Source organism: Micromonospora sp. NPDC049903 (assembly GCF_044460945.1).
Lineage (GTDB): Bacteria > Actinomycetota > Actinomycetes > Mycobacteriales > Micromonosporaceae > Micromonospora.
Map to the genome: position 1 here is coordinate 38977 of NZ_JBITKL010000009.1, position 12998 is coordinate 51974.

The window sequence follows — 12998 nt, forward strand, 5'->3', positions numbered from 1 at the left end:
GGGGGGGCTCGTTGGCTGTGGGGGGGGGGGGGGGGGGCGGCCCGGGCCCCCCCCCCCCCCCCCCCCCCCCCCCCCGGGGGTGTCGCCGTCAGCTCTTGGCCTGACCGGCGGCGACCTCCTCCGCGGTGAAGTAACCGGAGTCGATCAGCACCTTCTGGATGTCGTCCTTGAAGACGGTCTCGACCGGCAGCAGGTACGACGGGACGACCTTGACCCCGTTGTTGTAGGTCTCGCTGTCGTTGGCCTCGGGCGTCTTCTCCTGGAGGAACGCCTCACCGGCGACCACGGCCTGCTCGGCCAGCAGGCGGGTGTCCTTGAAGATGGTGGAGCTCTGGATGCCGTCGTCGATCAGCTTGACCGAGGCGATCTCGGCGTCCTGCCCGGTGACCACCGGGATCTCGTCGGCGCCCCGGTAGCCGGCGTTCTGCAGCGCGGTGATGATGCCGCGGGAGATGCCGTCGTACGGCGACAGCACGCCGTCCACCTTGCTGTTGTCGTTGTAGCTGGAGGTCAGCAGGTCCTCCATCCGCTTCTGCGCGGCCTCCTGCTGCCAGCGCAGGATCGCCACCTGCTCGATCTTGGTCTGCCCGGACTTCACCTTGAGGGTGCCGGCGTCGATGAACGGCTTGAGGGTGTCCATCGCGCCGTCGAAGAAGAAGTGGGCGTTGTTGTCGTCCAGCGACCCGGCGAACAGCTCGATGTTGAACGGCCCGGTCTCCTCGCCCTTGCCGCCGTCCTTGGTCTGCAGGCCGAGGCCGACCAGGAGCGCGCTGGCCTGGGCCACGCCGACCTTGTAGTTGTCGAAGCTGACATAGAAGTCGACGTTCGGGCTGTCCCGGATGAGCCGGTCGTAGGAGATGACCGGGATCTTCGCGTCGGCCGCCGCCTGGAGCTGTCCACTGAGGGCGGTGCCGTCGATCGCGGCGATGATCAGCACGTTGGCACCGCGCGTGATCATCTGGTCGACCTGCTGCGACTGGGTCGGGATGTCGTCACCGGCGTACTGGAGGTCGACCTTGTAGCCCTTGGCCTCCAGCTTCTCCTTGACGGAGTTGCCGTCGGCGATCCACCGCTCGGAGGTCTGGGTCGGCATCGAGACGCCGATGGTGAGGTCGGACGGCTTCTCGTCGCTGGTGTTGCCACTTCCGGCACCGTCACCACTGCACGCCGCCATACTCAGCGCCAGGGCGGCGCTACCGAGAGCGGCCAGAATTCTTCTGCTCACTGGCTTCCCCAATCTGGAACTCGCGCCGTCGCACCGGCTGCGCGGATCGCACTTCGGGGCCCAAGTGTTAGCGCTCACATTGCCCGGGTCAACACCTCGCCGGAAATCCAGCGGTCACGTTCTCGTAACGAAGCCGAGGCTCCACCGGTCGGCCGAATCACCGCAGGTCAAGGCGTTGAACATCGAAGGAAGTCGAGCGTCAGCACCCGCCACCCGAATATCGTCCATCGAGAGCAGAGAATACGCCAACTCGCGCCCCGGTGCGACGGGCAAGGCGTCGCCCCATCACATCTGTCGACCCGCAAAGGGAAACGGATCGCCCGGTCGACGGAAGCCCACCTGCCGGTCACACACCGTGACCGGCTGGCCTCGCGCTCCATGGTGGGCCGGACGCGCGGGGACGCATTCGGCGCACCGGCGCCGAAGCCCGCGACGCGAGCACCGACGACACCCGGCACGCACGGTCGGTTCCCGCGCCGTCACCAGCACAGTCTTGACATCGAACAGCCGGACGCCGATGCTCTGCTAAATCAGTTTAGCGCCCGTCCTCCCCCACACCACCGCAACCGGTCCGGGGCGCTGCCACGGGACCCGCCCGCGGCAGCCGGACGCGTCCAACAAGGAGGACCGATGAGACTGCGAAGGACGCTCACCGCCGTGGCGGCGGTGGCACTTCTCGCCACCTCCGGCACGGCCGCGTACGCCGCGTCGAAGGGTCCCGGCGACAACGCCGGCGGCATCCGCAGTGTCACACCGATCACCACCGTCTACACGTACGGCCAGAAGGTCTCCGCCGTCGCCGTCGAGTACCCGCAGACGGTGAACCCCCGCGAGCTCGACAACTCCACCTTCTCGGTCTCCGACACCGTCTACAACTTCCGCTTCAACCAGATGGAAGACCTGCCGAAGCTGGCCGACCGCAAGGTCACCCACACCTACACGAACAGCGCGCCGACCACCCGCGCGGACCGTCGTTCGGTGGACGGCCGGTACGTCATCGTCGAGCTGGACCCCGCCGAGAACCTCGGCTGGACCGTCATCGTCTCCAAGTGCCCGACCTTCCTGTGCAGCGTGAAGGTCAACACCGAGCTGCCCACCCGGGTGACCCAGCGCAAGGACGTGCACGCCCAGCCCGGCAAGGGCAAGGGCAAGGGTCCGGTGCAGGCCAAGGCCGCCCCGAAGACCCCGCGTGGGGTCACCGAGAAGCCGGTGAACCTGCTCGTCGACGACTTCCAGTACGGCTCGTACCTGAGCAGCGGCATGGTGCTGCCGTACCACTACCACCTGCCGAAGAACTACCAGCCCGGCAAGAAGTACCCGCTGATGGTCGTCCTGCCCGGGCACGGCATGGGCTGGGACGGCGACAACCTGGGCGTCCAGATCGCCGCCGACATCCCGGCCACCGCCTGGCTCCAGTCGAGCTGGACCGGCAGCCGCGAGGACGTCATCGTGCTCGCCCCGCAGAACCAGCGGGTCGGCCTGCCCGCCGAGGGTGACCTGCTGATCCGGCTGGTCGACCAGTTCGTCAAGGACCACGCGGTGGACACCGGCCGGGTGTACGCCACCACCGTGTCGTACGGCTCCCGGCTGCTGTGGGAGGCGTTCGCCAAGCGTCCCGACCTGTTCGCCGGTGGTCTGGTGACCGGCGGCTTCCAGGTCGGCGCCGACCAGGCCAAGGCCATCGCCGCCGGCGAGGTGCCGCTCTGGATCACCCACGGGGTGAACGACCACCTGCTCAACATCTCGCTCGCCCGCAATACGCACACCGCCCTGCGCGCGGCCTACGAGGCCCAGGGCAAGACGCCCGCGCAGATCGCCGAGCTGCTGCACTACACCGAGTACGGCAACGAGGCGTTCTCGCTGCCCGACTACCACGCCGCCTACGGCCCGACGTACGAGGACCGCAGCATCCTCCAGTGGCTGCTGGCCCAGCGCAAGGGCTGACACACCGCTCAAGAGGCACCGTCCGGGCTCGCCGGCCGCGATCGATCTCGCGGCCGGCGAGCCTCGTTCGGGTCCACGCGACCCGAGCGGATCCCACGGCCCCGCCTCGTCGATCATGGAGTTGTGGCTGCCGAATTACACCGACAGACGGCTTTTGTGCACGCCATGACTCCATGATCGACGGGACCGACGCCGAGGAACGGCGCGGCCTGGTACGTGCCGGTGGCGTGGGAGCGGCGGGACGGCACGTACGGTGCGGGGATGCGAGTCGTACCGGGATGGGCGCTGGTCTCCGCCGTGGCGGCGCCGATCCTCCTGATCGGTGGGTGGACCCTGGGCGCGGCCCGCCAACCGGGCGGGTTCGACCAGGTCACCGGCACGATCAGCGCACTCGCCGCCGTCGGCGCGACCGACCGGTGGATCATGACGGTCGCGCTGGCCGGTCTCGGGCTGTGCCACTGTGTCACCGCCGCCGGGCTGCGTACCCTCGCACCCGCCGGGCGGGCCCTGCTCGCACTCGGCGGGGTGGCGACGCTGGCGGTGGCGGTGTTCCCGCTACCGGACGACGGCAGCGGGTCGGTGCCCCACACGCTCGCCGCCGCCGTGGCCTTCGGCGCGCTGGCGCTCTGGCCGGCCGCAGCACGGGCAGGAGAGCGACGGGTGCCGTGGGTGGGGCTGGCGGTCGGGTTGCTGGTGCCGGTGGCCTGGTTCGTGGCCGAGATGGCGGCCGACGGTGGGCGGGTCGGGCTGGCCGAGCGGGTGGCGGCCGGCGCGGAGGCGTTCGCACCCCTGCTGGTGGTCACCGCACTGCGGCGGACGGGCCGGAGTCGTTGGCCAGGTCGGACGGGCCGCACTGCGCCGGACCGGTGACGGCGGGGTCGACGCCACGGCTCGTCGGCTGTGACGTCGACCCGGTCCGCCGAGGGCCTGTGTCGAGGTCCCTGGCCGGCCTGCGGCGGGCCCAAGCGACGACCGGCCGCGTTGGACCGCCGCCTGGACTCTGCCTCGGCTCGACCGAGGACTTCGACACCGGCCCTATTCGCTGAGGCAGGACAGCAGGGCGGCGGCGAGCAGGTTGGCGCGCTCGTCGATGATGCCGCCCATCTGGTTGACCACGTAACCGAAGCCGACCCGGTGGTGGTCGTCGCCGAAGGCGAGGTGTCCGCCTGCGCCGTCGTGTCCGAAGCTGCGCTCGCCGAGCATCGGGCGCGGTGTCGAGTGGACGAGGAAGCCGGTGCCCCAGCGGTGTCCGACGTCGGGGAGTCCGTACACCTGTTGGCCGGCGACGCGGACGGTGACGGCGTCGTCGACGGACGCGGTGGTGAGCAGCGGTCCGCCGCCGACGTCGGAGACGCAGGCGGCGTAGAGGCGGGCCAGTGACTCGGCGGTGCTGATCCCGCCCGCGCCGGGGACCTGGGCGGCCTGGATGGCCGGGTCGTTGAAGCTGACCAGGCCGTCGGCGTCAGCGGGAAAGGCGAACGCGCCGCCCATGGTGATCCCGCGTTCGGCGACCGGGTCGCCGGGTGGGAAGGGCTCACCCAGCGGCGCCAGCATCCAGGCGACCGCGTCGCGCTCGGCGGGCGGCAGGCCGACCCAGGTACGCAGACCGAGCGGTTCGGCGAGGGTCCGGGCGAGGTAGCCGCCGGGCATCTCCCCGGTGATCCGGCGGATCACCTCACCGATCAGCCAGCCGTAGGTGATCGGGTGGTAGCTGTGGGCGGTGCCCGGCTGCCACAGCGGGGCCTGCTCCTCGATCGCCTCGATCACCGGGTCCCAGGCGAGCACCTCGGCGCGGGTGAAGGAGCGGTCCAGCGTGGGCAGTCCGGACTGGTGGGTGAGCAGCCAGCGCACCGGGATCTCGGCCTTGCCGTGCCGACCGAAGTCGGGCCAGTACCGGGTGACCGGGGCATCCAGGTCGAGCCGGCCCTGCTGGACCAGCAGGTAGGCGCAGATCGCCATGATCCCCTTGGTCACCGAGAAGACGACGGCTGGGGTGTCGGCGGTCCAGGGTCGACCGGAGCGCGGGTCGGCCAGCCCGCCGTACAGGTCCACGACCTTGGTGCCCCGCAGGTAGACGGCGACTGCGGCGCCGACCTCCCCACGGTCGACGAAGTTGTCCCGGAACACGTCGGCGACGGGCCCGAAGCCCTCGTCGGCGTGGCCGTGGATCGGGGTGTCGTTCAACCCGTCATCCCTTCACGGAGCCCTGCAGGAGGGCCTTGATGAACTGGCGCTGGAAGATCAGGAACACGATGAGCGTCGGAGTGAGGATGAGCAACGATCCGGCGCAGAGCAAGACCAGATCGGTTCCCCACTGTCCCTGGAACGCGCCGAGGGCACCGGCCATGGTCCGTTTGGTGGCGTCGTCGACCATCACGATGGCGAGCAGGAACTGGTTCCAGGTCCAGAGGAACAGCAGGATGGTCAGCGAGGCGATGGCCGGGCGGGCCAGTGGCACGTGCACCCGCCAGAACAACTGCCAGGTGTTGCTGCCGTCGACCCGTGCCGCCTCGGACAGCTCGCGCGGCACGTTGGTGAAGTGGGCCCGCATCCAGAAGACCGCGAACGGCATGTAGAGGCCGATCAGCGGCAGGATGATGGCCCACCGGGTGTTGAGCAGGCCGAGGTCCCGCATCTGGTAGTACAGCGGGGTCACCACCGCCTCGAAGGGCAGGGTGAGGCCGAGCAGCAGCAGCCCGAAGGCGATGTGGCCGCCGGCGACCCGCAGGTGCCCGAGGCCGAACCCGGCCATGGTCGCGATGATCACCCCGAACGGCACCACCCCGGCCACGATCAGCATGCTGGACCCCAGCAGGGCACCCATGTTCGCGGCGGTGAAGGCGTCGACGAAGTTGCCCCACTGTGGATCGGAGGGCCAGGCCAGACCGGTGGGTACGGTGCCGCGTGGTTGCAGGGCCGCCGAGAGCATGCTCAGGAACGGCAGCAGGGTGACCACGACCAGGGCGATCAGGAAGACCCGTCCGGTCAGCCGCTCACTGCGGGTGGTCATGTTCATGGCTTCTCCCCCCGGGTCAGCCGCTGGATGGGCAGCACGCAGATCAGCACCAGCAGCATCAGCACCACGCCCAGGGCCGAGGCGAGCCCGACCTGACGCTGGGAGAAGGCCAGGCGATAGATCTCCAGGCCCGGCACGGTGGTCTGGATGCCCGGGCCGCCGCTGGTCGAGATGTAGACGATGTCGAAGCTGGCCAGCGCCGCGATGATGGTCACGGTGAGGCAGACGCCGATCTCCTGGCGCAGGCTGGGCAGGGTCACCGCGAAGAACTCGCGGATCGGGCCGGCACCGTCCATCCGGGCCGCCTCGTACAGCGACGGGTCGATCTTGCTCATGCCGGTGACCAGCAGGATCGTGCAGAGTCCGAGCATGATCCAGGTGCCGATCACGCCCACCGACGGCAGCGCGGTGCTGAACTCGCCGAGCCAGGCCCGGGTGATGCCGTCCAGCCCGACGGCTCGCAGGGCCTGGTTGACCAGACCGTTGCTGGACAGCACCCAGCTCCACGCGATGCCGGCCGCCACCAGCGGGATCACCTGCGGCAGGAACAGCACGGTCCGGACCAGCGTGCCGCCCGGACCGGTGGTGATGCGCCGGACCAGGCTGGCCACCACCAGGCCGAGGACGACCGGGATGAAGCTGAAGAAGATGATCAGGACGAAGGCGTTGCCGATGATCTTCAGCAGGTCGCGGTCGGTGAAGACGGTGACGTAGTTGTCCAGCCCGACCCAGGTGGCCGCCCCGATGCCGTTCCAGCGGTAGAGCGAGTACTGCACGGTCATCACGAGCGGGCGCAGGACGAAGAAGCCGTACATGGCCAGGGCGGGCAGGACCCAGAGCCAGCCGCTCCACCGCACCACGCGGCCCCACCGCTTCCGGTGGGGCCGCGTGGCGGGACGGGGGTCCGCCCCGCCGGGTCGGGCAGTGGTGCCCGACCCGGCGGGAACGCTGCCGAGGGCAGACGTCATCGGGACAGTTCCTTCTCGTACTCGGCCTGGACCGCCTTGACGTAGCCCTCCGGGTTCTGCTGGCCGGCGATCAGCTTCTGCATCTCCGGGGTGATGGCGGCGGCGAAGATGCCACCGGTGGCGTTGGCGGTGAAGTCCACCGCGCCGTTGTCGGCGCCGAGTTGCTGGGACGCCTTCAGCGTCTCGGCCAGTACGGTGCCCTCGGTCACCGGCGGCAGCGCCAGCTCGGCCGGGCCACCCGGGTGCGAGCCGCCGACGTTGACCGAGATCTCGCGGGCCTTGTCGTTGGTGTGCACCCAGTTGAGGAAGAAGGCGGCGGCGTCGGCGTTCTTGGCCCGGGCACCGACACCGAAGGTGTTCGGCGCGGACATCGCCACGTTCTTGGCCTCGGCGGTCTCACCGGGGAAGAGGAAGAACCCGACGTCGCCGGCCATGTTCTTGTCCAGGTTCGCCGACTCCCAGTCGCCGTTGAACATGAACAGGCCGTTGCCCTTCTGGAACTCGCCCATCATCGCGGTGTAGTCGATGGCGTTGGCGTCCTTCGGGAAGTAGCCGGCCTTGGCCCACTTCTCGATGGTCTGGGCGGCCTTCAGCGACGCGGGGGTGTCGAAGGTGGCGCCCGGCTTCTGGAAGATCCAGTCCGCGATCGGGGCCGGGTCGCCGAACTGGTTCTGCAGCGCCTGGTACGGGAAGTTGATGCCGGCGGTGTTCTTGTTGAACTGCATGATCGGCTGGAGGTCGGCGGACTTGGCCTTGGCCAGCAGGTCCTCGAACTCGGCGATGGTGGTCGGCGGCTGGGTCATGCCCACCTGCTCGGCCTGCTTCTTGTTGTAGAAGACGCCGGTCACGCTGTAGCCGAGGCCCATGCCGTACAGCGAGCCGCTGCCGCGCTCCGCGCCGCCCTCGGTCAGCCGGAGCTGGACGAGCTGGGAGGCGGGGAACTTGTCCCAGCCGTGCGCGTCGAAGTACGGGTCGAGGTTCTTCAGCAGGCCGTCCTTGACCAGGTCGACCATGGTGGGCAGCCGGATGATGTCCGGCGCGTTGTCCGAGGCGAGCACCCGGGGCGCGTTCTCCACGATGACCGTGAACTGGTCCTCGCGGATGTTGAACGTGACGTTCGGGTGCTGCTTGGTGAACTCGTCGGCGAGCGCCTTGGCCAGCGGGAAGCCGGTCTCCGCGTACATCTCCAGGGTGATCGGGTCGGTTCCGAGCTCGGTGCTGACCGGGGCGCCGGAGTCGTCCGGCGCGTTCGGTTCCGAACCCGGCGCACTACAGGCGGTGGCCGTCAGACCGACGGCGAGTAGTGGCACCATCAGTGCCAGCCGGCGACGGGTGAATCTGGTGGACAACTCCCGCACGTCAATGGCTCCCTTGACTCATCCGCACGTCCTCGCGGGTCGGCGACCAACGAGTACGCTCGCCACCACGGTCGGTGACGCCACGCCTGCGCGTCGCGCACCGCACCTCGGCTCGCGGTATCCGGTATGACCTCGGAGGTCGCTGTCGACAGCGCCCTCCGCAGTGGCGAAACAACGTCGCTAAACTGATTTAGCAGAGCATGCGCGCGGCACCCCGGCCTGTCAAGGACGAGTTGGCAACGGTCCGGAAACAAGCGGTTCACCAGGGGCCTTCGCCGACATCCGACCCGCCACCGGTGAGCCGGAACGCGACTCGACCCAGCATGATGGGCAACGGCGGCGTCGTACGGACGACCGCGAACGGAGGACTCATGGGCCGCAACAGGGCAACACTGGCCGATGTCGCCCGACGGGCAGGGCTGTCCAAGACCGCAGCTTCGATGGTGCTCAACGGGCGCGAGGGCACCCGGCTCTCCGCGGAGGCACACCAGCGCGTCTTCGCGGCGGCGGAGGAACTCGGCTACCGCCCCAACGTGGCCGCTCGCAGTCTGCGTACCCGCAAGACGGCGACCATCGCCTTCGTCTCGGACATCGTCGCCACCACGCGCTTCGCCGGTGGCCTGATCCGGGGCGCGCTGGACGCCGCCCGCGAGCGCGACCACGTCCTGCTGATCACCGAGACCCAGGGCGACGCGGCGTTCGAGCAGTACGCCATCGAGGCGATCCTCGACCGTCAGGTGGACGGCGTGATCTATGCGGCGATGGCCACCCGCCGACTGACCGTGCCGAAGGCGATCCTGAACGGCCCGGTGGTGCTGCTCAACGCCACCAGCTCGGAGGAGCTGCCCAGCGTCCTGCCCGACGACGAGCTGGCCGGTGCCACGATCGCCGAGACGCTGCTTGCCCGGGGGCACCGGGACCGGATCGCCCTGATCGGCCGCAACCGACCCAAGGAACGCGACCCGGAGATCTCGCTCGCCGCCGAGGCGCGACTGCGCGGCATCCGGGGCACTCTCGCCGCCGCCGGTGTCGCGCTGTTCGCCGAGGGCTTCTGCACCGAGTGGCTGCCGGAGCACGGCTACACCGCGACGCAGACCCTGCTCGGCCGCCCGGACCGACCGAGCGCGATCATCTGCATGAACGACCGGCTGGCCTTCGGCGCGTACCAGGCGCTCGGGGAGGCCGGCCTGACGATCCCCGACGACATCTCGGTGATCTCCTTCGACGACGACCCGATCGCCTCCTGGCTGCGCCCGGGGCTGTCCACGGCTGCCATCCCCCACGAGCAGATGGGCCGCCGGGCGGTGGAGCTGCTGCTCGACAAGGACGACTCCGGCCCGGCCCTGGTCCCGATGCCACTGCGCCGCCGCCGGTCGGTCGCGGCTCCGGCAGCGCGGACGCCGCTGCCGCGCACCGAGAGCGACGCCACCCCGAGGTCGCGGGCTAAACCGATTTAGTGATACCTTCCCCGCCATGCTTCGTCTGCCCGACCACTGGGTGTGGGACAGCTGGTACGCCAAGGACGACGACGGCCGGTGGCACGCGTTCTTCCTGCGCGCCTCCCGGGCCCTCCTCGACCCGGACCGTCGCCACCGCCGCGCCACGATCGGCCACGCCGTCTCCACCGACCTGCGCGAGTGGCGGCTGCTCCCGGACGCGCTGGTGCCCGCCGACTCACCGGGCTGGGACGACCTGGCCACCTGGACCGGCAGCACCGTACGCGGGCCGGACGGGCGGTGGTATCTCTTCTACACCGGCGTCGGCCGCGCCGAGGACGGCCTGGTCCAGCGCATCGGTCTGGCCGTCTCCGACGACATGGTCACCTGGCACCGGCACGGCGACACCCCGCTGATCGAGGCCGACCCGACCTGGTACGAGTTGCTCGACCTGGACGCGTGGTACGAGCAGGCGTGGCGCGACCCGTGGGTCTTCGCCGACCCGGACGGCGACGGCTGGCACATGCTGATCACCGCGCGTGGTAACCAGGGGCCGGCCGCCGAACGCGGCGTCGTCGGTCACGCGACCTCGCCCGACCTGCTGAACTGGACGGTGCAACCGCCGCTGTCCGCGCCGGCCGGATTCGGTCACCTCGAAGTGCCGCAGGTCGCCGTGGTGGACGGACAGCCGTTGCTGCTGTTCTGCACCAACCCCTCGACCGCGCCCGGTGAGTCCCGGGAGCGGCTCTGGCTGGCCACCGCGCCCACCGTACGCGGACCGTGGGACATCGCCGCCGCCCGACCGATCGCGCAGCCGCACCTGTACGCGCCCCGGCTGGTGTCGACCGAGGACGGTTGGGCACTGCTCGGTTTCGTCGAGCACGGCGACGGGACGTTCGTCGGCGAGATCAGCGACCCGGTGCCGGTGCGCTACGAACCCGACGCCGGCCTGGTGGCACGCGAACCGTTGCCGGCCACCGGCGGTGCCTGAGGTGACGGTCGCCGACGACGCGGAGCCGCCGCCCGCCGGACCCGCGTCGTCCGCCGCACCGGCGGTGACCGTGATCGGTGAGGCCGTCGTCGACCTGGTGCAGCAGCCGGACGGCCGGTACGCCGCCCACCCCGGCGGCAGTCCGCTCAACGTGGCCGTGGGGCTGGCCCGGCTGGGCGTACCGACCGTGTTGCTCGCCCGCTTCTCCACCAACCGCTTCGGCCGACGGCTACGCGCGCACGCCGAGACCAACGGCGTCGACCTGCGGCACGCCGTCGACGCCGACGAGCCGGCCACCCTGGGGATCGCCACGCTGACCGGGACCGGCGTGGCCACGTACGACTTCTATGTCGACGGCACCGCCGACTGGCAGTGGCGCACCGACGAACTGGCCCCGGCGCTCACCGGGCGGGGCATCGTGCACACCGGCTCGCTGGCCGCCTTCCTGCACCCGGGCGCCGACCGGTTGACCGACGCCCTGCGGGCCGCACGCGAGCGGGGCGCGCTCGTCAGCGTCGACCCGAACATCCGGCCCGGCCTGACCGGCAACCCGGACGCGGCCCGGGCCCGCGTCGACGAGCTGGCCCGGATCACGCACGTGCTCAAGGCCAGTGAGGAGGACGTCGCCTGGCTCTATCCGGGCCGGTCGACCGAGGACGTCCTGCGGCACTGGCGCGACCTCGGCGTGACGCTCGCCGTGGTCACCCTCGGCGCCGGAGGCGCGGCCGCCGCCTCCGCAACGAGCGGATTCCGGCAGCCGGCGCCGGTTGTCGCGGTGGCCGACACGATCGGCGCCGGTGACGCCTTCACCGCCGGACTGCTCGCCGCCCTGTCCGCCGCCGCGCCCGCGTGGTCCGACGACGACGTCCGGGCCGCACTGCGGTACGGCGTCGAGGTGGCCGCCGTGACCTGCACCCGAGCCGGTGCCGACCCGCCGTACCGGCACGAACTGGCGAGCCGGTTCCCGGCGGAGTCCTGACCCGGACGGCTGCCCGCAGGCGGTGTCTCAGCGCGGCAGGTCGGCGTGCATCCGTCGCCACTGCCCCGGGGTGAGGCCGTAGGCCGCGCGGAAACGCCGGGCGAAGTGGGTCGGATCGCTGAACCCCCACCGGCGCGCCACCACCGCGATGGTCAGGTTACGGCTCTGCGGCCGCAGCAGCTCCTCACCGGCACCCTTCAACCGCTCCCCGATGATCCACTGTTCCAGGCTGAAGTCGGCCTGGGCGCAGACCTTGTACAGGTGGCGCAGGGAGACGTTGTGGGCCATGGCGATGGTCGCCGGCCGCAGGTCGGGGTCGGCCAGGTGCTGCCGGACGTACGCCCGGACGAGGGTCAGCAGCGTTCCGGCCCCGTCGACGTGGGCGTGCCGCGCGGTCGCGTACGCCGCCGAGGTGAGCAGGGCCCGGGCCAGCTCCACACTGGCCGCGCCCAGCACCGGTGCCGCCGGGTCGGCGCCGAGCCGGTCCGCTCGCCCCACCACGTCGACGACGTGCCGGGTGACCAGCGGATAGAGCGGACTGGCCGGCAGGTTGCCCAGGGCCCGCCGGATCACGTCCACCGGCAACGCGAGCCGGTCGATGGGGATGTGGAGGCACCCGGCGGCACCGTCGCCGGACCAGGAGAAGTCGTACGGGGCGGAGAGGTCCATCCCCATCAGCCCGCCCGGGGGGACCAACGCCCGGTGTCCTCCCTGTTCCTGTCGCCCGTCGGCACGCTCCTGCACGGAGAGCGCCACCACCGGCGTCACGTCCTGCCGGGTCTGCCGGGCGGTGCGCAGCAGCCGGATGCCGGACGCCTCGGTGGTGAAGACCGAGACGTCCCCGAGATCCCAGACGGCCATCCGGGCGTACACGTCTCCGGTCGGGTCCTCGTGGATCACGTGGCACGGCGCGGAGGCGTACGCCATCGTGGCGTGCACCGCCTCGACCCGGTCGACGACCGGTAGCTGCGCGGTGTCCAGGACGACGGCCATGAACTCACCTCGTCGGCTCGACCGGGCCGGCTGCCGCGGCGTCGCGGTGGGCGGGCGTCGATGCCCGCACGCGGCCCGGCGCCGGCAC

The 12998-nt window shown here is 70.8% G+C and carries 11 protein-coding genes; 5 read left to right on the plus strand and 6 right to left on the minus strand.

Translation table 11 applies throughout. The annotated features are described in order from the left end of the window. Nucleotides 1-88: 88 nt before the first annotated feature. Nucleotides 89-1225, minus strand: coding sequence for a multiple monosaccharide ABC transporter substrate-binding protein (gene chvE, locus ACIBO1_RS16365; RefSeq protein ID WP_396746838.1), 1137 nt, complete (start codon nt 1223-1225; stop codon nt 89-91). A gap of 630 nt (nt 1226-1855) precedes the next feature. Here chvE and ACIBO1_RS16370 point away from each other — a divergent pair. Further along, nucleotides 1856-3169 (plus strand): hypothetical protein, encoded by a 1314-nt coding sequence (locus ACIBO1_RS16370; RefSeq protein WP_396746841.1) that lies wholly within the window; start codon nt 1856-1858, stop codon nt 3167-3169. Nucleotides 3170-3430: 261 nt separating this feature from the next. Continuing rightward, nucleotides 3431-4039 carry a DUF998 domain-containing protein gene (locus ACIBO1_RS16375; RefSeq protein ID WP_396746844.1) on the plus strand — a complete coding sequence of 203 codons (609 nt, stop codon included), beginning with the start codon at nt 3431-3433 and terminating at the stop codon, nt 4037-4039. 165 nt (nt 4040-4204) lie between these two features. Here ACIBO1_RS16375 and ACIBO1_RS16380 read toward each other — a convergent pair whose 3' ends face one another. The 4 genes from ACIBO1_RS16380 to ACIBO1_RS16395 form a co-directional block, all read right to left on the minus strand. Continuing rightward, nucleotides 4205-5353 carry a serine hydrolase domain-containing protein gene (locus ACIBO1_RS16380; RefSeq protein ID WP_396746847.1) on the minus strand — a complete coding sequence of 383 codons (1149 nt, stop codon included), beginning with the start codon at nt 5351-5353 and terminating at the stop codon, nt 4205-4207. Between the two features lie 4 nt (nt 5354-5357). Further along, nucleotides 5358-6185, minus strand: coding sequence for a carbohydrate ABC transporter permease (locus ACIBO1_RS16385; RefSeq protein WP_396746850.1), 828 nt, complete (start codon nt 6183-6185; stop codon nt 5358-5360). Then, nucleotides 6182-7045: a sugar ABC transporter permease gene (locus tag ACIBO1_RS16390; RefSeq protein ID WP_357214327.1), complete on the minus strand. Its 864-nt coding sequence runs from the start codon at nt 7043-7045 to the stop codon at nt 6182-6184. The genes ACIBO1_RS16385 and ACIBO1_RS16390 overlap by 4 nt, the downstream gene beginning before the upstream one ends. Nucleotides 7046-7149: 104 nt before the next feature. Further along, nucleotides 7150-8511, minus strand: coding sequence for an ABC transporter substrate-binding protein (locus tag ACIBO1_RS16395; protein ID WP_396746854.1), 1362 nt, complete (start codon nt 8509-8511; stop codon nt 7150-7152). A 371-nt stretch (nt 8512-8882) separates the two neighbouring features. Here ACIBO1_RS16395 and ACIBO1_RS16400 point away from each other — a divergent pair, with 371 nt between their 5' ends. Genes ACIBO1_RS16400 through ACIBO1_RS16410 form a run of 3 tightly spaced genes read left to right on the plus strand, consistent with a single transcriptional unit; the run spans nt 8883 to nt 11917 of the window. Further along, nucleotides 8883-9968 (plus strand): LacI family DNA-binding transcriptional regulator, encoded by a 1086-nt coding sequence (locus tag ACIBO1_RS16400; protein ID WP_396746857.1) that lies wholly within the window; start codon nt 8883-8885, stop codon nt 9966-9968. A 16-nt stretch (nt 9969-9984) separates the two neighbouring features. Next, nucleotides 9985-10938, plus strand: coding sequence for a glycosyl hydrolase family 32 (locus ACIBO1_RS16405; protein ID WP_396746860.1), 954 nt, complete (start codon nt 9985-9987; stop codon nt 10936-10938). 1 nt (nt 10939) lies between these two features. Next, nucleotides 10940-11917, plus strand: a complete 978-nt coding sequence (locus ACIBO1_RS16410; protein WP_396746863.1) for a carbohydrate kinase — start codon at nt 10940-10942, stop codon at nt 11915-11917. Between the two features lie 27 nt (nt 11918-11944). Here ACIBO1_RS16410 and ACIBO1_RS16415 read toward each other — a convergent pair whose 3' ends face one another. Next, nucleotides 11945-12910 carry a helix-turn-helix domain-containing protein gene (locus ACIBO1_RS16415; RefSeq protein ID WP_396746866.1) on the minus strand — a complete coding sequence of 322 codons (966 nt, stop codon included), beginning with the start codon at nt 12908-12910 and terminating at the stop codon, nt 11945-11947. Nucleotides 12911-12998 lie beyond the last annotated feature (88 nt).

What these genes read in the sequence shown, in the direction of transcription:
- ACIBO1_RS16370 (WP_396746841.1), top strand. Translation starts at nt 1,856, where the DNA reads ATGAGACTGCGAAGGACGCTCACCGCCGTGGCGGCGGTGGCACTTCTC.
- ACIBO1_RS16375 (WP_396746844.1), top strand. Translation starts at nt 3,431, where the DNA reads ATGCGAGTCGTACCGGGATGGGCGCTGGTCTCCGCCGTGGCGGCGCCG.
- ACIBO1_RS16385 (WP_396746850.1), bottom strand. Translation starts at nt 6,185, where the DNA reads ATGAACATGACCACCCGCAGTGAGCGGCTGACCGGACGGGTCTTCCTG.
- ACIBO1_RS16400 (WP_396746857.1), top strand. Translation starts at nt 8,883, where the DNA reads ATGGGCCGCAACAGGGCAACACTGGCCGATGTCGCCCGACGGGCAGGG.
- ACIBO1_RS16405 (WP_396746860.1), top strand. Translation starts at nt 9,985, where the DNA reads ATGCTTCGTCTGCCCGACCACTGGGTGTGGGACAGCTGGTACGCCAAG.
- ACIBO1_RS16415 (WP_396746866.1), bottom strand. Translation starts at nt 12,910, where the DNA reads ATGGCCGTCGTCCTGGACACCGCGCAGCTACCGGTCGTCGACCGGGTC.